Source organism: Aliiroseovarius salicola, from assembly GCF_027891095.1.
Lineage (GTDB): Bacteria > Pseudomonadota > Alphaproteobacteria > Rhodobacterales > Rhodobacteraceae > Aliiroseovarius > Aliiroseovarius salicola.
In genome coordinates this window covers 705,314-723,682 of record NZ_JAQIIO010000001.1, presented here as the reverse complement: position 1 = coordinate 723,682, position 18,369 = coordinate 705,314, and the positions used below count along the sequence as shown (strand labels likewise).

The window sequence follows — 18,369 nt, the reverse complement described above, 5'->3', positions numbered from 1 at the left end:
ACCCCTTCACACCCAAATTCTCGCCACCAATAATCGTCATTTGTAGCCCCCCTTTGCCATAATTTAACTTTATTTTTCTTATTAAAAGATAGGCAGGGTCTGTCGCAGCATTCACCAAAACCGGAGATTGCGACGAGCTGGTTCCTTTTCTCCACGGAGATTCAAAGGAGAAAATGTGGTACAAAGGTGGAGAGTTTCTGATGTGGTATTATCTGATAAAACGATTTTGGACCAATGAAGATGGGTTCATTTCCCGTCTACACCTCGAATATCTACTACTATTTCTGCTGATGGTCGGCATTGCTTCCGGTGCGACTATACTGATTAGCTCTGAAATGGGGTATTCTTGGGAAAACTGGGCCCGCTGGCTAAGCCCCGAAAGTGGAAACCTGAGCGCACCACCGGCCTGATCCCTCCTCTATTTGGTGCGTGAATGGTATGTGCGATGCCAAACGTGACCACTACGACAAGACAGTATGATGATGCCCTTTCCGAGTGGAATTCTGTGCCTTGCTCGGCCTGAGCTTGGATCAATGTAAAAAGCCGGAACGCCTAGCGTTCCGGCTTTGCTTGCCTTCAGCAACCCGGTTTTGATCCGGTTCAATTGCTTTTGTTCAGTTCCTTGGCGTGCAACCAGTCTGCGTGTTTGGGGGCTTTTTTGGTTTGCGACCATTCTTCAAGCATCGCCCATTTCACGTCGTCCATACGCTTCAACATGGCTTCTTCTTTCGGGTCCGGGCACGCCAGTTCGATGCGGTGGCCATTCGGGTCGAAGAAATAGATCGAGTGGAAGATCGAGTGGTCGGTGACACCCAAAACCTCAACCCCATTGGCTTCAAGATGCTCTTTGAAGCTAATCAGTGTGTCGCGGTCTTTTACCTTGAACGCGATGTGCTGCACCCAGATCGGGGTGTTGCGGTCGCGATCCATTTCGGGCTTGGTCGGCAACTCGAAAAATGCCAACACATTGCCCATACCGGCATCAATGAAAATATGCATGTAAGGATCGGGCTCATGGGTAGAGGGCACACGATCTTCGGCAATCGCCAGAATAAAATCCATGTTCAGCATCTTGCCATACCATTCCACGGTTTCCTTGGCATCTTTGCAGCGATAGGCGACATGGTGAATCTGATCGATTTTCAGGTCGGGCTTCATAGGGCGCGATCTCCTCTCCTGGCGACATTGATTAACGGGTGCATCATTGTTGCGTTTGCAGCGACTGTCAAGATCATTTCATTTGCAACGATTATTTCAAGTGGATGACGCCCTGCTGACGGGACACGATCAAAGGATGAGAACAGTCAAAGGAGTTAGCGCTCATTTGCTCCCATACGTCGCTCCAGCCACCGCACGGCGGCCGAAATGATCAGCACCAACACCAAATACTCCAAAATCAACAGCGAGTAGATCTCTAGGGGGCGATACTCTGTCACAACCAGTTCATTGGCGCGCCGGGTCAACTCCTGCATCCCAATCACCGATGCAAAGGCAGACATTTTCACGATGTATATGAATTGGTTTGCCAACGGGGGCAGGATCCGGCGCACCGCCTGTGGCAAGATCACATACCGCATGGCCTGAGATTTGGTCAGACCAATGGTTTGCGACGCTTCCGATTGCCCGTGCGGAACAGATTGAATGCCGGACCTGAAAATTTCCGCGGTGAAGGCGCTATCTGATATCGCCAGCGTGATCACAGCTCCCCAGAACGGGTCGATGTTCAGGTTTATTCCCACGGATTTAAGCACCACTGGCAAGCCATAAAACACCCAAAACAGCATCGGCAGAAGCGGGATCGAGCGAACGAATTCAACATAGATCCTGTTGGGCAGACGCACCCATCGGCTTGGGGACAAGCTCGGCAAGGCGACAAATAATCCAATCATAATTGACGCCACCGCTGCGAGCATTGAAACCTGAATGGTCGAGGTGAACCCGCGCATCAGGAATTGAACATTGGTCCAGCCTGCCTTGGTGGTCGGGTCAATTACATACCACCCCCAAGTGCCCGGCTGGCTATCACAGCCGACCAGAAGCAACAGGGCAGCAAACGGAAAAAGTCGTTTCATGTCAGCGCCCTCAATGGCTCAGGATCTTATCGAGGAAATCCGCGAAGCGGCTGGATTTGGGTGCAGTGAAAACCTGTTCCGGCGTCCCCACTTCAATCAGTTCACCTGCATCCATGAAGGCAATACGATCGGCCACACGCTTGGCAAAGCCCATCTCATGGGTCACGCAAATCATGGTCATCCCCTCAGCGGCCAGTTCTTCCATGACGTCAAGAACCTCTGCAATCATCTCTGGATCAAGCGCTGATGTTGGCTCATCAAACAGCATCACTTTGGGTTCCATGCAAAGCGCACGGGCTATGGCGACCCGCTGTTGCTGTCCACCCGAAAGCTGCCCCGGCTTCTTTGCTGCCTGATCGGGGATCTTGACCCGTTCCAATAGCGCATGCGCCTTGTCTTCAGCCTCTCGTCGCGACAGGCCCAACGCCCGGATCGGACCAAGGGTCAGATTATCTAGCACGGTCAAATGCGGAAACAGGTTGAACTGCTGAAACACCATGCCCACTTCGCCCCGACCAGCGGCACCCGGCTCACCACCCAACACATCTAGCGCCCCACCTTCATATGGCTCCAAATTGGCGATACAGCGAACGACAGTGGATTTTCCGGACCCGGAAGGGCCACAAATCACCAGCTTTTCACCCGGGGAAACTTCAATCGACACCTTCTTGAGCACCTGAAATTCGCCAAACCATTTGTCGAGTTCGGTTAGCCTTACCGCAGCGGTCATCGCGCATCCTTACAAGCGTTCACCACTTCGTGAGATGGTGACTAAAATTCACATTTTGTTCTAATGTATAAAGAAACGAGACGTTTGTGTTACCCTAGAAAAGGATCTTCTCCATGACAATTTTGCGAACTTTGGGGGCTGCGTTTGTGGCCGGGCTGGTATTTGTTGCACCAGCCAGCGCACAATCCGCCTTGAACGACATTCTGTCGGGCGGTGTGCTGAAGGTCGGCACAACGGGCGATTGGAACCCAATGACCGTTCGCGATCCGGCAACCGAAAGCTATAAAGGATATGATATTGATGTCATGACCGAGCTGGCCAAGGATCTGGAAGTCGAGCTGGAATTTGCGCCAACCGACTGGAAGACATTGGTAAACGGCATTGTCGCTGGCAAATACCATATGACGGGGTCCGCCTCGATCTCACCATCGCGAATGAAAGTGGCCGGGTTCTCATCCCCCTATATCTCGGTGCAGATCGGACCTTACACCACCGAGGATAAGGTGGGGCGGTTTACCGATTTCGCCTCAATCAATGCGCCGGATGTGAAAGTGGCGACAACCCTTGGAACGTCGTTTGAGAAGATGGTGAAAGACTGGTTCCCTGATGCCGACATCAAAGTGGTCGAAGCCCCTGCACGCGGTTATCAAGAGGTCATTGCCGGTCGGGCGGATGTGTTCATCACATCAAACATTGAAGGGGCAACGCTGAGTGAAAAATTCCCACAGGTGCGCCGGATGGAGGTAAACGCCCCGGCCAAACCAACACCGATTGCAATGATCCTGCCGCAGACTGATCAAGTCTGGATCAACTATGTGAACAACTGGATCAAGCTTAAGCAGGAGAAGGGCTTCTTCGAGGCCACCGCTGCCAAATGGGGTCTTCAGTAAACAATTCTGAAACACGCAACAGGAAACGGGGGCTTCGGCCTCCGTTTTCTTTGTTCTTTACCTGACGCAATATTGGATCCAAAATCCGATTGACCTTACCTGCCACTCATGCGCCTATGTGGCAGGCAGCGAGTAAGGGCGACATGAAGATCAACTATGCATCCCGAATGGAACGTCTGCGTTTGAAAATGCTGGAGAGCGGCACGGATCTGGTGGCGGTGGGTCCGACCAGTCATCTTTCTTGGCTGACCGGTCTCGATCCCCATGGCGACGAACGCCCCGTGCTTCTCCTGATCACCCAAAACCATGCCGAGTTTTTGATGCCCGCGCTGAATGCAGACAGCGTGCGACAACATACCGACCTGCCCTTCGCCACCTGGAAAGATGCCGACGGCCCCCATGGCGCGCTGAATCAGATCCTCACCCGCCTCGCCGTACCAGCCTCGCCGAAGCTGGCGCTGGACGAAATGATGCGTTCAGATTTTTCGTTCCTGCTGTTGGACAAGCTTCCAGGAGCCACTCATTCCTTCATGCAAGACATGATCGGCGCACTGCGCATGGTTAAGGAACCGGGTGAATACGCGGCGCTCAAGGAAAGCCACCGAGTGAATGACATAGCCCTCACACGCGCTTTTGACAGTCTGTACGAGGGAATAACCGAGGAACAGGTGGCTGATGGAATCGCCAACACCTATGTTGAACACGGCGCGAGGGTGGAGTTTATCAATGTAGCCTTTGGAGCCAATGGCGCTTTCCCACATCACCATACCGGACAAACCCAACTGAAGCGCGATATGGCCGTACAGATTGATTGTGGTTGTCGGCATATGGGATACCCCGCCGACAACACCAGATGTGGTTGGTTCGGAGAACCCAGCGATCACTACCGAAATATCTTTGCCATCGTTGAGAAAGCTGTCGCAGCTGGGCTGGCCGCCGCCAAACCGGGGGTGACATCTGGCGAAGTGGACAAAGCTGCGCGCGATGTGATCACCGCCGCAGGCTACGGCGAAACTCTCGCAGCGCGCGTGGGGCACGGGCTTGGCCTCGATCTGCACGAAAAGCCCGACATTGTCTCCAATTCGGATGTGGTGCTTGAGGAAGGGAATGTCTTTTCCATCGAACCGGGCATCTACTTGTTGGGTCAGTTCGGCGTCCGATTGGAGGAAATTGTGATCCTGCGCAAAAACGGTCCGGAGGTTTTCTCGGACCTTGGTCGCGAGATGATCGTCCGAAACTGACGCAATCCACTAGACGGTAGTGCTCTCCGATCTCACAGCCACTCCCGCGCCTTTTCTCCCTTCGGTCGACAGGCTTGGGCGTGGCTCACGTCGTGAGCCTGAGGGGCTCTGCCCCTCGACCTTCGGTCTCACCCCGAGATATTTACGGCAAGAAAAAAGGGGCACCAATCTGGCACCCCTTTTCTTCAGTTATCTCCATTTTCCGGGTGGAAACAGGCGAAGCGGTGGGAACCGTCGCTCATATCTGGTCTTTTGTTGCGACACTCTTCGGTGGCCTTCCAGCAGCGCGGGTTGAAAGCGCAGCCAACGGGAACATTTAATGGGGACGGAAGCTCGCCTTCCAGCTTGATCCGTTCCTGACGGCGCGCAGGGTCTGCCATGGGCGTCGCGGAGAGAAGTGCCTTTGTATAGGGGTGACGCGGGTTTTCGAACACCTCGTCTTTCGCCCCTTGCTCTACCGGTTTTCCCAGATACATGACGATCACATCGTCTGCAAAATGGCGCACAACTGAGAGGTCGTGACTGATGAAGAGATAGGCGAGGTTGAATTTGTCTTGCAGGTCAGTGAGCAGGTTCAGAACCTGCGACTGGATCGACAAATCAAGCGCCGAAACCGGTTCGTCAAGCACCAGAATTTCCGGCTCCAACATCAGCGCCCGCGCCACGGCAATCCGCTGGCGTTGCCCACCCGAAAACATATGTGGATACCGGTTGAAATGTTCGGGACGCAGACCGACCAGTTCAACCATCTCACGCGCACGGCGTTCTCGCTCTTCTGCGGAGATTTCCGGGCGGTTCAGCAGAAGTGGCTCCATCAGGATCTTGCCGATGGTCTGGCGCGGATTGAGCGAGCCATAGGGGTTCTGGAACACAATCTGCACCTTGGCGCGCAGGACTTTGTCTTTGAGTTCGTCCCCCGGCTGGATGTCTTGCCCGTCGATCGTGAAGGTCCCCGAAGTGGGTGTGTCGATCATGGTTACGAGATTGGCGAGGGTGGATTTCCCACAGCCACTTTCACCAACCACGGCAAGCGTTCGACCTGGCACCAACTCAAAACTGGCACCATCCAACGCCCGCACGGTGTTTGTCCCGCCGAACAGGCCGGACTTTACTTCGAAATGGCGACGCAGGTCCGTTGCGGAAAGGATCGGGGCGCTCATGCAGAGACCTCCTTCTGGTCTTGTGGAACACCTTGTTGCAATGGGCGGTGACATAGGGCTTTGCCCAATTCCGGCCCTGCTGCCACGGGTGGTTTCGTGCGGCAATGGTCGTCTGCAAATTCACAGCGCGGTGAAAAGAGGCAGCCTTGCGGGCGGTCAAATTGCCCCGGCACCACACCCGGAATTGTCGGCAAGTGACGTCCGGTGGCGCGTTCTGGCAGAGCCGCCAGAAGAGCGGCCGTATACGGGTGGTGGGGGTTGGAAAAGAGCGCGTTTACTTCCTGCTGTTCCACACGTTGACCAGCATATTGCACGTTCACACGCTCGACGGTTTCCGCGACCACACCCATGTCATGGGTGATCAGGATCAGAGCCATGCCCTCGGTTTTTTGCAGGTCAATCAACAGGTCGAGGATCTGCGCCTGAATGGTCACATCAAGCGCGGTGGTGGGTTCATCGGCAATCAGCAGTTTCGGTTTGCAGGCGAGCGCCATGGCGATCATCACCCGCTGGCTCATCCCACCCGAGAGCTGGTGCGGGAAGACGTTGAGCCGCTTGGCCGGATCCGGGATGCCGACCTGCTCCATCAGTTCTACCGCACGGGCTTGCCGTTCGGCACGGGTCAGGTCGGTATGCTGACGTAGCACTTCCTTGATCTGGAAGCCAACAGTGTAGCAGGGATTCAACGATGACATCGGTTCCTGAAAGATCATCGACACATCTTTGCCGATGATCTTGCGCCGTTCCTTGGGTGACATGCGCAACAGGTCTTTGCCATCAAACTCCATCTTGTCGGCAGTGATATTGGCGGTCCAAGGCAGAAGTCCCATCATGGCGAGCATGGATACAGATTTGCCCGAGCCACTTTCACCAACGATGGCAACGAGTTCACCCGCAGTCACGGTCATGTCGACAGAGTCCACCGCGCGGAAAGGTCCGTTAGCGGTGCGGAACTCGACGGTGAGGTTCTTGATTTCGAGAAGGCTCATGCGTCAGCTCCGTTTCAACTTGGGATCAAGTGCATCGCGCAGCCCGTCGCCCATCAGGTTGATGGCCAATACGGACACAAGGATGCAGATACCGGGCAGGGTCACGACCCACCAGGCGCGCAGAATGAACTCGCGCGCTTCGGCCAGCATGGTGCCCCATTCCGGTGTGGGCGGCTGTGCCCCCATGCCGAGAAAGCCCAGCGCAGCTGCATCCAGAATCGCAGTCGAAAATGACAAAGCGGCCTGAACGATAATGGGCGCAAGGCAGTTGGGCAGCACGGTCACAAACATGGTGCGCAGGCGCCCTGCCCCGGCCACTTTGGCCGCGGTCACGTAGTCTTTGGTGCGCTCCGAGATCACAGCAGCACGGGTCAGACGCACAAAATGCGGCTGAAGCACCAGTGCAATAGCGATCATCGCGTTAATCAGGGACGGCCCGAGGATCGCCACCAGCACCAGTGCCAGCAGGAGCGACGGGAAAGACAGGATGATGTCCATCAGACGCATGATCAGCGTGTCCATCCATTTTGGCGCAAAGCCCGAGATTACTCCGATGATCACACCGAAAAAGGACGCAATCGACACCACGATCACACCGATAAAGAACGAAAACCGCGCGCCGTGCAAAAGACGTGAGAGCATGTCACGGCCCAGAGGATCGGTGCCGAGAAGGAACTCGGTCGAGCCTCCTTCCTGCCAGAACGGCGGTTGCAGCAGGTGGTCGCGGAATTGTTCATGCGGCGTGTATGGCGCGATCAGTGGCGCAATGAGTGCGACGATGAAAAACACCATGAAGACATACATGCCAATCACGGCGCCTCGGTTTTCGCGGAAGTAACTCCAGAACTCACGCAGCGGGCTGGGTGGCTGGGGAAGGTTGGCGGTGGCTTCACTCATCACTCAGCCCTTTCTGATTTTCGGGTTGATCCAGCCGTAGAGCAGATCCACGGTCAGGTTCACGATCATGATGATGGACGCGATCAGCAGAAGCCCGCCCTGCACCACCTGATAGTCGCGGCGGAAGATACTATCGACCATCCACTTGCCGATGCCCGGCCAGGAAAAGATCGTTTCGGTCAGGATCGCCCCGGCCAAAAGCGTACCGACCAAAAGGCCGATCACGGTGACAACCGGGATCAAGGCGTTGCGCAGCGCGTGCTGACCGTTGACGCGCAGAGGCGACAGGCCCTTGGCTTTTGCGGTGCGCACATAATCTTCGCCCAACACTTCGAGCATGGCCGAGCGGGTCTGACGGGCGATCACCGCAAGCGGGATCGTTGCCAACACGATTGTTGGCAGGATCAGGTGGCTGACAGCGGAAGCAAAGGCCCCCTTCTGACCTGACAGCAAGCTGTCGATCAGCATGAAGCCAGTCGCCTCATCAAAGAAATAGAGGAATGAGATGCGGCCCGACACTGGCGTCCATCCCAACCCGGATGAAAACACGATGATCAGCAGAAGCGCCCACCAGAAGATCGGCATAGAGTACCCGATCAGAGCACCCGTCATCAGTGCCTGATCAAAGAACTTGCCACGGTTAACAGCGGCAATAACACCTGCCGGAATACCAACAACGATCGCGAGGATAATTGCGCAGATCGACAACTCCAGCGTAGCTGGGAAAAGGGCAAAAAACTCGGTCACAACCGGTTTCTTGGTTACGAAAGAGTTTCCAAGATCCCCCTGCATCACGCCCCAGAGATAGTCGAGATACTGTTTCCAGATCGGTTGATCGAACCCGAATTGCTTAATGAGTTCGGCATATCGTTCTTCGCCAACACCACGTTCCCCTGCCAATAGCAGGATCGGGTCGCCGGGAAGAAGTCGGATGAAGAGGAAGGAGACGACCGTCACACCAAAAAAGGTTGGCACGAAAGTCAGAAGCCTGCGCAGCAGAAAGGACAGCATATTTGTGGCTCGCTTGAACTGGCTGGGCCGGGCGCATAAAACACCCGGCCCTTATTGCGTTGAAAACGCTACTTATTCTACGCTTACGCCGTAGAAGATGTGACCGCCCAGCGGGTCGATCTTATAGCCTTTGACCTCGTTACGCAGAGGCATGTGCACGATCGAGTGGGCAATGGTGGCCCAAGGTGCCTGCTCTTTGAACACGACCTGAGCTTGCTCATACAGCGCGGTCCGCTTGGCTGGATCCGATTCTTGCTTGGCTTCCACGATCAGAGCTTGGAACTCGTCGTTGCACCATTGCGCACGGTTCGAACCGCCAACACCGTCACAGCCGAGAAGAACGGCCAGGAAGTTGTCGGGGTCACCGTTGTCACCGGTCCAACCCAGCAGCACGGCACCGTCACGATCCTTGTCTTTCGAACGCGACAGGTATTCACCCCATTCGTAGGACACGACTTCAGCCTGAACGCCAACTTTGCCGAAGTCCTCTTGGATCAGCTCAGCCATACGGCGGGCGTTCGGGTTGTAGGGACGCTGAACCGGCATGGCCCAGATCTTCATCGACAGATCACTCACGCCAGCAGCTGCGAGCATCTCTTTCGATTTCACCGGATCATACGGATCATCAACGATGGCATCGTTGTAGGACCAGATGGTCGGCGGGATCGGGTTCTTGGCGATTTTACCGGCGCCTTGGAACACAACATCGATGATGGCTTGCTTGTTGATCGCCATGTTCAGCGCTTTACGCACTTCCGGCTTGTCAAACGGGGCAACCATCGAGTTGTAGGCCAGGTAGCCCACGTTCAGGCCTTCCTGTTCGGTCAGGTTGATGTCAGCGTCAGCACGCATCGCATCAACATCAGCCGGGTTTGGATACGGCATCACGTGACATTCACCAGCTTTCAGCTTTTGATAACGCACAGCAGCATCCGGGGTGATCGCAAAGATCAGGTTGTCCACATCGGCCTTACCGCGGAAGAAGCTTGGGTTAGCAGCGTAACGCACAACGGCGTCTTTCTGATAGCCAACGAATTGGAACGGGCCAGTGCCGATCGGTTGCTGGTTCACATTCTCAGGGGTGCCTGCAGCAAGCATGGCGTCAGCATATTCTTTCGAAACAACCGAAGCAAAATCCATGGCGAGGTTCGAAACCATCGGTGCTTCTGGACGGTTCAGAACAAATTTCACCGTCATGTCGTCGACTTTAACGATCTCTTTGATCAGCGACGGCATCGACATGCCGTTGTAGTATTCCCAGGTGCCGCCTGACACTTGGTTATACGGGTTGGCTTCGTTCCCTTGACGCTCGAAGGTAAAGATCACGTCATCTGCATTCATGTCGCGCGATGGAGTGAAGTACTCGGTGGAGTGGAACTTCACGCCGGGACGCAGATTGAAGGTGTACTCCAGGCCATCATCCGATACGGACCAGCTTTCAGCCAGGCCGGGGATGATATTGGTCGTGCCGGTTTCGAACTCGGTCAAGCGGCTATAAATCGCTTTTGACGAAGCATCAAAGGTGGTGCCTGACGTGTAAAGCGCAGCGTCAAATCCTTCCGGCGAGCCTTCCGAGCAATAGACCAGCGTGCCAGCCGCCATGGCTGTCGACGCAGTCATCATTGCGGCCGCTGCAATGCCGGCCAGCTTGAATTGTTTTTTCATGAGTTCCTCCCAATAGGTCTACGCGCCAAGCGGCGCGGAATGGGGGCAGCTTACGGTGCAGTTTCCAGCAAATCAACACTGATATATCACTAAAATATTTGCTGATTTACATATGTTTACGCAATATTATTGCTGCAATTGCGACGCATTTTGATCTATTGGTAAAAATGTCTTGAAAGGTGATTCACCTTACGATGCAGGTGCCACTTAAAATTTCCGCGAGACTAATATATTAGTGACGCGCCAATACTCCTTTCGATCTGGATTCTCGCCAATGTCCCAAAACCTGAACCTCGCCAATCAGGCCTATCTCGCGATTGAAGAAAAGATCGTGACCCTCGCACTGGAACCAGGATCCTTGATCTCAGAGAGAAAGCTGATCGAGATGATCGGATTGGGACGCACCCCTGTCCGCGAAGCAATGCAGCGCCTGTCCTGGGAGGGGCTGATCGAAGTGCGCCCTCGCGCCGGGTTCAAGATTTCAGAAATTCGAGCTGAAGATTGCGCAAAAGTTGTTGAATTAAGGCAAGTGCTCGAGCCGCGACTAGCCCGCGCTGCTGCCCGCTTCATCACTCCAAACTTGCTTGAGGATGTGAAGACATACCGTCAAATGATGCTGGACAGTTTACCTGCGCAGGACGCCAAGCTTTACCTCAAGGCAGACAAAGGGTTTGACGTTGCCGTAATGGCAGCCGCAGAAAACATCTATCTCACCAATATCCTTGCGCCTTTACAAACGCATTCCCGCCGGTTTTGGTATCGCTATTTTTCTCGTGACAGCATGGAGCGCCTTGGACAGGCACATATAACAGTGATGGATGCAGTGCTCGCGCGCGATGATCTGCGCGCATATCAGTCCATGGAAACCTTGATGGGGGTCGTGGCGATTCACGCCCAAGCCCTAAAAGACTAAAAGCCCCGGACCATTATGGCCGGGGCTTATCTATTCTCATAAGACGCAATCAGACGGGCTCTTCTGTGGGAGTTGCTTCGGCTTCAGCCGCTGCTGCTGCTGCTGCGGCCTCTTCTTCTTGCTGAGCGATATAGTCATCGATCAAGCCTTCGTCCTCTCCGACACCCATTTGCTCTTCGACCCACTCCACAACTTCGGGAGAAAGATCTTCAGCGGTAGTTGTCTCGTTCCCGGTCGCGTTCATGCCATCGACAATAGCCTGCTCCAGAGCATCCTCGCTCGTGGCGTCCTCAAGATCTTTCAATTCCGCATTGGCATCTTCGATCTTCTTTTCGAGATCGGTAACGTCATCCTGAGCATCCTGCCATTCCTGCTTGGCTGTTTGATATGCATCGTCGTCCAGAGAACCATCACTTTTCGTGAAATCTTCGGGTTTGGGTTCATCCTTCTCTGCCAGCGCCTTAAGCTCTGCCAACTTTTTCTCATCCGTCTCGATTTGCGCTTCCAACTCTTTAAGATCCGCGCTGGCCTGAATGTACTCTTGGAAACCGGTCATCTTCGGATCCGAACTGTTCATCACTCCGTTGATATTTCGCTTAAGCGAATTCAGACCCTTCAGTTCCGCATTTAGGTTCTTGGGCTTTTCAACAGTGGGTGCAGATTGCGGTTTTGGAGAAGATTGCGGAGCCGCCTTGGTGTGTTTGGTCGTGGGCTTGCCACCACCGACCCAAGTAGGTTTTCCCCCTGTCGAGGTCGTCTTACCCGATGGTTTGGAACCTTTCCCACCACGATCCTTGCCGCCACGATCTTTTCCATCTCGGTCTTTGCCGCCTTTTGCATAGGCTGCGCCGCTTTCCATGCCCAATCCGGTCATACCATTTGAAACCAGTTCCGGCCCCATAAGGCCAACTGCCGATAAAATAACCGCTCCAACGGCTGTGCTGACTGATCGCATTTCTTTCTTGCCCTTCTGTTTTAAGACACAACTTTGATTGAATCGCACGTTTGTTGGGCAAAATTGAGGCGTATTGGGCGAAGAGGGTAACTCGGGCGAATTCTTGCCAGACAGCAGGCAGGTTTCAGCTTGCGCCCCAAGTGTCGGACAGGCGATACCCTCCGGGCCACGGATCTGATGGGTCCAGCATGTGTTGATGCGTGCCGGTGATCCACGCGCGCCCCGAGATTTCAGGGGTGATCGCAGGGCGACCGTTCAACTCTACCTTCTCGACGATCCGACATCGGAACTCGCTGTCGATCACCGACCTTGCGTGATAGTGGTCCGTCAATGCCATCTGTTCTTTGGCAAGCATAACCGCCATTCTTGCTGAAGCGCCTGTTCCGGTCGGAGAGCGGTCAAGTTTGCCGGGTTTGATGGAAACCGTATTCTTCCCCGTCAAAACATTTCCTTCGCGTGTTAGCGGGCCAGTGATCTGACAGAATGAGATATGGTTCCAGTCGGTGACAGGGTGGCTGAAGCCAAGTTGCTCATTTGCCGCATCCGTGATCTTTGCCCCGATGCGCGCCAGATCTGCTGCCTCATCCGGGGAAATTGAAAACCCAAGATCCTCGGCTTCAACAATGACGAAACTGTCACCACCAAATGCCGTATCAACACGCAATGTCCCGACACCGGAAACTTCGATCATCACATCGAGCTTGTCGGCAAAGCTTGCCACATTCTGCACGTAAATCCGTTCGGCCTTTCCGTCCTTGCATTCCGCACGAACGCGGACCAACCCGCCGGGGGCCTCAAGTGTCAGATGCGTTTCCGGTTCCTGCATCGGCAAGATGCCACTGTCCAGAAGCACCGTAGAAACACAGATCGAATTTGATCCGGACATTGGAGGGGTGTCTTCCGGCTCCATGATGATCCAGGCGGCATCGGCATCAGGGTGTTTTGGCGGCACCAAAAGGTTCACATGGCGGAATACGCCTCCCCTCGGTTCGTTAAGCATAAAGCGGCGCAGCGTGTCATCTTCGGCAATCCAGGTGCGTTGATCCCAGACTGTATCCCCGGGCGGAGGCGCAACGCCTCCGACAATCACATCCCCCACTTCACCTTCTGCGTGGCACGACACAACATGAATGGTTTTCGATGACCGCATGGCTGTTCTCCTAAAACCGCGAGGGGCGATACGGGGACAAATCAATCGCAGGCGCCTCTCCCTGAACCAAACTGGCGACAAGCTCCGCCGTACCCGCAGATTGCGTTAACCCAAGATGCCCGTGCCCGAACGCATAGGTCACGCGTCGGGCTTTGGGAGAAGATCCAATCACCGGCAGGCTGTCCGGCATGGATGGGCGGAACCCCATCCATTGCGTTCCATTATTCGTCTCTAAGTCAGGGAAAAAGGCCTTTGCCTTTTTCAGCAGGATTTCTGAGCGCTTATAATTTGGTGGCAAGTCCAACCCGCCCAGTTCAACCGCGCCACCCACACGAATGCCATCGCCGATCTTTGACATTACAAATCCATGCGCCCCAAAAGTTACATGGGTGCGCAAATCAACGGATTGTGTGGGCAATGTGGTGTTGTATCCACGTTCGGTTTCCAAAGGCAGTTTATCACCAAGTGCTGCGGAAAGGTGATGCGACCACGCCCCAGCGCAAATCACGACATGGGATGCTGAGGTGGCGCCAAAATCTCCTTCAAGCTCAATATATGCGTCTCTATTCTTCAAATTAGAGACTGATTTTATCTCAACCACTCCACCCTTTTCGACGAAACGATGTGCAAGATGTTCGGCCCATAAAGCCGGGTCATTGGCATTGAACCAACCGGGCGTGAAAGCACCACGGGTGAAATCAGCAGATAATCCCGGCTGGATCTCAGCAATCGCACCTGCCCCTTCCAGAAGCGTGACCTCTATCCCGAGATCCTGACGACGTTTAAGCGCAGGCAATGCTGAGCGAAATTGAGTATCGCCCTGATAGACACTCAGTTGACCCTCACGACGAATATGGGAGGGATCACCATCCTGGGCCAATTGCCGCTCGAATGCTGCCTCGCAGTGGTTCATCAGATTGACCTGCGCCTGAACCGCCGCATCATATCGATCTCGCCACGACGCGCGCCAAAAGCGGAGCATCCATGGCGCAATCTTCAACGCATAGCGAGGTGGCACGGATAAAGGTCCGAGGGGATCCAGCAACCATTTTGGCGCTTTCATCATGATCCCGGGTGCGGCAAGGGGTTCGACCTCGGCAAAGGCAAATGCGCCTGCATTTCCTTTTGAAGCCTCCTGCGCCACACCTTTCCTGTCCCAAACCGTCACGCGTCGCCCTTGCGACTGCAATGCAAGCGCGGTTGAAATACCAACGATACCGGCCCCGATGACGAGGACATCATGGGTGTTGGGTTGCGTCATCAGGACCTCCTGGGTTTGTCTTTATCAGGGCAGGGTATAGGCAGTTTTCACGCTCGTATAGAACTCAGCCGCATAGGCACCCTGCTCTCGCGAACCAAAGCTCGACCCTTTGGTTCCGCCAAATGGTACGTGATAATCGACACCGGCAGTTGGCAGGTTCACCATCACCATCCCGGCCTGTGCATTTGCCTTGAAGTGCGTGGCATATTTGAGCGACTGAGTGCAGATCCCAGAAGACAGGCCAAACTCGGTATCATTGGCAACCGAAAGCGCTTCTTCATAGTTTTTCACACGGATGACGCTGGCCACCGGGCCGAACACTTCTTCACGGTTAATGCGCATGTCGTTGGTCGTCTCGGTGATCAATGCCGGGGTCATGAAGAAACCGTCTGTTTCGCGTGAGACGCGTTCACCTCCCAGCACATTTCCACCTTCTTGCGCTGCAATAGAGACATATTGGAGATCCTGAGCGAGCTGCCGTTCATCCACAACCGGCCCCATCTGAACCCCCGCTTCAAGGGCATGACCTACTTTCAAGTTCGCTGCGGCTTCTGCGAGCGCTCCCACAAAACGATCATGGATCCCTTCGGTCACGATCAGGCGGGACGAGGCGGTACAGCGTTGCCCGGTCGAGAAAAAGGCACCGTTCAGGCACGCATCCACCGCTACGTCCAGATCAGCGTCATCCAGAACCACCATCGGGTTCTTGCCACCCATCTCAAGCTGGACTTTTTTCAGATTGGCCCCACAAGCGGCGGCGATCCCCCGCCCCGTTGGCACAGATCCGGTGAACGAGATTGCATTGACACGCGCATCATCCACAAGCTTCGGACCAATCTCCGACCCACGTCCCATCACGAGGTTAACCACGCCTTCGGGCAGGCCCGAACGGCTGATGATTTCAACAAGCGCCCAAGCGCAGCCCGGCACCAGTTCCGCCGGCTTCAGGATCACCGCATTGCCGTAAGCCAACGCGGGCGCAATCTTCCATGCAGGGATCGCGATTGGGAAGTTCCAAGGCGTGATCAAACCAACCACCCCAACAGGAGAACGGGTTACGTCAACATCGATACCCGGACGAACAGATGCTAAATGATCTCCGGTCTGGCGAAGGCATTCGCCAGCGAAGAACTTGAAGATCTGCCCCGCGCGCGCCGCTTCTCCAATGCCCTCCGGCAAGGTCTTTCCTTCTTCACGGCTCAGGAGGTGACCCAGCTCTTCCTTGCGGGCAAGGATCTCGCTTCCAATGAAGTCCAGCGCATCAAAACGCTGCTGCGGGGTTGAGGCAGCCCAGGTTGGAGCCGCTTGATGCGCCGCCGCAATCGCGCAGTCGATATCGTCCGCGCCACCTTTTGCCGCCACACCAACGATGTCCGAAATATCTGACGGATTGATGTTTTCAACGCCATCTGTCGTTACGTCCCACTGGCCCGCGATATAATTCTTGAAGTCCATATTAGTCTCTATTTCGTTGTATTAGAATCTGATGCCAGTCCGATAAGGATCTGTTCCGGCAAAGATGAGTATTGCTTCCGAAGTTACAAATGCCTCTCCGATCACGGTGGGGACCACACCTCGTTCGCCGGGCTGGAAAGAACATTCATAGGTGCTGTCGATGATGCTTTCCTGCTCCCAGACCTCACCCGGATTAAGTTTTCCATCCTCTGCAAGGCAGGCCAGCTTAGCGGAACATCCTGTCCCACAGGGCGAGCGATCATAGGCTCCGCCAGGGCAAAGCACAAAATTGCGCCCATTGGCCTTGCCATGAGCAGGCCCGATCAGTTCAACATGATCGATATAGGCATGGTTCTCACCCGTAATGCCATCGCGCACCAATGCGTCGCGAATGGCGACTGACGCAACTGTGAGATCCATCATCCGGTCAAATTCGAGTGGAATAGGCACTGAATCAGTGAGGAAAAACCAATTCCCCCCATAGGCCACGTCGCCTGTGACGGTGCCCAGCCCCTCTACCTCAACCGACACATTGGCCAAAAAGCGATAGCTCTCAACATTCACGACGCGCACGCGGTTGGGTGTAAGCAGCTCTGCTTCGACCACGCCAACAGGCGTTTCGAACCGGTGCAGCCCAAGACCAATACGCCCCATGTGATAAAGCGTGACAGCAAGACCAATGGTTGCGTGGCCACACATGCCCAGATTGGCGACTGTGTTGAAATATATGACGCCGGCAGTGCTGCTTGGATCATCGGGTTCTACCAAAAGCGCCCCGACCATGGCGTCATGACCACGAGGCTCACAAATCACAGACGGGCAGAAATCGGGGTGATCCTCCCACAACCGCGCCGCCCGCTCAGCCAGAGAGCCGGATCCAAGATCCGGCCCACCGTCGACCACCACACGGGTGGGTTCGCCGCCGGTATGACTGTCGATTACGCGCATTCAGCCACCACGCCGCCTTGGCGCGACCAATCTGCGTACCAGATCTTGAAGAGGTTGTATTGTGCTTCGACGTAGTTGCGTTGCGCATCGGTCAGCACATCGGTCTCATTGAAATGCAGCGTGTATTCGGCATTACCGTTCAGCACCATCAGGTGCTTGTAGTAAAGCACCAGATCGGGGCCTTCATCGAAGGACGAAAGCACGCCCAGCGCTTCTTCCAACTCCTTGGCTTTCACCCGGGCATCCGCATTCCCGGCAGCCGCTTTTTGACTGAGTGCCACCAATTGCAGAACCTCTTTTGGAAGGGCATTGCCAATACCGGTGATCGCCCCTTCAGCGCCGCAGTTCACGAAGCCATGATAGACCGTGGTGTCCACACCGATCATCAGAGTGACGCTGTCGTCTTTCGACGTGATATTTTCTGCGGCATAGCGCAGATCTTCCGCTCCACCGAACTCCTTGAAGCCTATCAGGTTGGGATGCTCCTCTCGCAGGGCAAAGAACAGATCCGCACGGGTGGCAAAGCCGTAATAGGGAGAGTTGTAGATCACAGCCGGCAGGTTCGGAGCTGCTGACAAGATCGCTTTGAAGTGATCTTTCTGCGCGGTTATGGATGGCCCACGCGACAGCACACGGGGAATAACCATCAGGCCTTTGGCGCCAACTTTCTGTGCGTGGGCCGCGTGGGCCGCTGCTATTTTAGTGTTTACTGCACCGGTACCGACGATCACAGGTACACCCGCTTCACACAGGGCCTGCACACCCAACATCCGCTCTTCATCGGTCAGAAGCGGCCAATCCCCCATTGATCCGCAATAGACTACGGCAGACATACCCGCCGCAATCATTTCCTTCCCCATTCTGACCAGCGCATCATAGTCTGGTTTCCGATCAGCGGTGCACGGGGTCATAAGAGCGGGGATGGTCCCGGTGAAGATATTCGACATGTCAGTATCCTGATCTGGGCCTGTTGGAACAGGGATTGGGGCACACAATCAGCCCGCCTAATTCAGCTTTACTAAAATTGGATCC

17 protein-coding genes are annotated in these 18,369 nt (G+C 54.9%); 3 read left to right on the top strand and 14 right to left on the bottom strand.

Annotation, left to right across the window (positions count from 1 at the left end):
- Nucleotides 1–600 precede the first annotated feature (600 nt).
- From O2N63_RS03590 to O2N63_RS03580, 3 genes are all read right to left on the bottom strand, one after another.
- Nucleotides 601–1,146 (bottom strand): VOC family protein, encoded by a 546-nt coding sequence (locus tag O2N63_RS03590; protein WP_271052829.1) that lies wholly within the window; start codon nucleotides 1,144–1,146, stop codon nucleotides 601–603.
- A gap of 167 nt (nucleotides 1,147–1,313) precedes the next feature.
- Nucleotides 1,314–2,072: an amino acid ABC transporter permease gene (locus tag O2N63_RS03585; RefSeq protein ID WP_271052777.1), complete on the bottom strand. Its 759-nt coding sequence runs from the start codon at nucleotides 2,070–2,072 to the stop codon at nucleotides 1,314–1,316.
- Nucleotides 2,073–2,082: 10 nt separating this feature from the next.
- On the bottom strand, nucleotides 2,083–2,802 hold the full coding sequence (locus tag O2N63_RS03580) for an amino acid ABC transporter ATP-binding protein (protein WP_271052776.1): 720 nt from the start codon (nucleotides 2,800–2,802) through the stop codon (nucleotides 2,083–2,085).
- 113 nt (nucleotides 2,803–2,915) lie between these two features.
- On the opposite strand from O2N63_RS03580, the gene O2N63_RS03575 reads away from it, so the two are divergent.
- Together O2N63_RS03575 and O2N63_RS03570 are read left to right on the top strand one after the other, a co-directional pair.
- The gene (locus tag O2N63_RS03575; RefSeq protein WP_271052775.1) at nucleotides 2,916–3,692 is read left to right on the top strand and encodes a transporter substrate-binding domain-containing protein; all 777 of its coding nucleotides are present in this window, start codon (nucleotides 2,916–2,918) and stop codon (nucleotides 3,690–3,692) included.
- Between the two features lie 143 nt (nucleotides 3,693–3,835).
- Complete coding sequence (locus O2N63_RS03570; RefSeq protein WP_271052774.1) at nucleotides 3,836–4,933, top strand: M24 family metallopeptidase; 1,098 nt, start codon at nucleotides 3,836–3,838, stop codon at nucleotides 4,931–4,933.
- Between the two features lie 185 nt (nucleotides 4,934–5,118).
- On the opposite strand, the gene O2N63_RS03565 is transcribed toward O2N63_RS03570, so the two are convergent.
- The 5 genes from O2N63_RS03565 to O2N63_RS03545 all read right to left on the bottom strand — a co-directional run bounded on the left by O2N63_RS03565 (nucleotide 5,119) and on the right by O2N63_RS03545 (nucleotide 10,655).
- Nucleotides 5,119–6,093 carry an ABC transporter ATP-binding protein gene (locus tag O2N63_RS03565; protein WP_271052773.1) on the bottom strand — a complete coding sequence of 325 codons (975 nt, stop codon included), beginning with the start codon at nucleotides 6,091–6,093 and terminating at the stop codon, nucleotides 5,119–5,121.
- Complete coding sequence (locus O2N63_RS03560; RefSeq protein WP_271052772.1) at nucleotides 6,090–7,082, bottom strand: ABC transporter ATP-binding protein; 993 nt, start codon at nucleotides 7,080–7,082, stop codon at nucleotides 6,090–6,092. Before O2N63_RS03560 ends, O2N63_RS03565 begins: the two co-directional genes overlap by 4 nt.
- Before the next feature lie 3 nt (nucleotides 7,083–7,085).
- Nucleotides 7,086–7,979, bottom strand: coding sequence for an ABC transporter permease subunit (locus tag O2N63_RS03555; protein WP_271052771.1), 894 nt, complete (start codon nucleotides 7,977–7,979; stop codon nucleotides 7,086–7,088).
- Between the two features lie 3 nt (nucleotides 7,980–7,982).
- The gene (locus O2N63_RS03550) at nucleotides 7,983–8,990 is read right to left on the bottom strand and encodes an ABC transporter permease subunit (protein WP_271052770.1); all 1,008 of its coding nucleotides are present in this window, start codon (nucleotides 8,988–8,990) and stop codon (nucleotides 7,983–7,985) included.
- Between the two features lie 72 nt (nucleotides 8,991–9,062).
- The gene (locus O2N63_RS03545; RefSeq protein ID WP_271052769.1) at nucleotides 9,063–10,655 is read right to left on the bottom strand and encodes an ABC transporter substrate-binding protein; all 1,593 of its coding nucleotides are present in this window, start codon (nucleotides 10,653–10,655) and stop codon (nucleotides 9,063–9,065) included.
- Nucleotides 10,656–10,929: 274 nt separating this feature from the next.
- On the opposite strand from O2N63_RS03545, the gene O2N63_RS03540 reads away from it, so the two are divergent.
- A complete protein-coding gene (locus tag O2N63_RS03540) occupies nucleotides 10,930–11,568 on the top strand; it encodes a GntR family transcriptional regulator (RefSeq protein ID WP_271052768.1) in 639 nt (212 codons plus the stop codon).
- 49 nt (nucleotides 11,569–11,617) lie between these two features.
- Here O2N63_RS03540 and O2N63_RS03535 read toward each other — a convergent pair whose 3' ends face one another.
- The 6 genes from O2N63_RS03535 to O2N63_RS03510 all read right to left on the bottom strand — a co-directional run bounded on the left by O2N63_RS03535 (nucleotide 11,618) and on the right by O2N63_RS03510 (nucleotide 18,284).
- On the bottom strand, nucleotides 11,618–12,523 hold the full coding sequence (locus O2N63_RS03535) for a hypothetical protein (RefSeq protein ID WP_271052767.1): 906 nt from the start codon (nucleotides 12,521–12,523) through the stop codon (nucleotides 11,618–11,620).
- A 124-nt stretch (nucleotides 12,524–12,647) separates the two neighbouring features.
- Nucleotides 12,648–13,673 (bottom strand): trans-3-hydroxy-L-proline dehydratase, encoded by a 1,026-nt coding sequence (locus O2N63_RS03530; RefSeq protein ID WP_271052766.1) that lies wholly within the window; start codon nucleotides 13,671–13,673, stop codon nucleotides 12,648–12,650.
- Between the two features lie 10 nt (nucleotides 13,674–13,683).
- On the bottom strand, nucleotides 13,684–14,934 hold the full coding sequence (locus O2N63_RS03525; RefSeq protein WP_271052765.1) for an NAD(P)/FAD-dependent oxidoreductase: 1,251 nt from the start codon (nucleotides 14,932–14,934) through the stop codon (nucleotides 13,684–13,686).
- Nucleotides 14,935–14,958: 24 nt separating this feature from the next.
- Nucleotides 14,959–16,389, bottom strand: a complete 1,431-nt coding sequence (locus O2N63_RS03520) for an aldehyde dehydrogenase family protein (protein WP_271052764.1) — start codon at nucleotides 16,387–16,389, stop codon at nucleotides 14,959–14,961.
- Between the two features lie 21 nt (nucleotides 16,390–16,410).
- Nucleotides 16,411–17,337 carry a 4-hydroxyproline epimerase gene (locus O2N63_RS03515; protein ID WP_271052763.1) on the bottom strand — a complete coding sequence of 309 codons (927 nt, stop codon included), beginning with the start codon at nucleotides 17,335–17,337 and terminating at the stop codon, nucleotides 16,411–16,413.
- Nucleotides 17,328–18,284 (bottom strand): dihydrodipicolinate synthase family protein, encoded by a 957-nt coding sequence (locus O2N63_RS03510; RefSeq protein WP_271052761.1) that lies wholly within the window; start codon nucleotides 18,282–18,284, stop codon nucleotides 17,328–17,330. The genes O2N63_RS03515 and O2N63_RS03510 overlap by 10 nt, the downstream gene beginning before the upstream one ends.
- Nucleotides 18,285–18,369 lie beyond the last annotated feature (85 nt).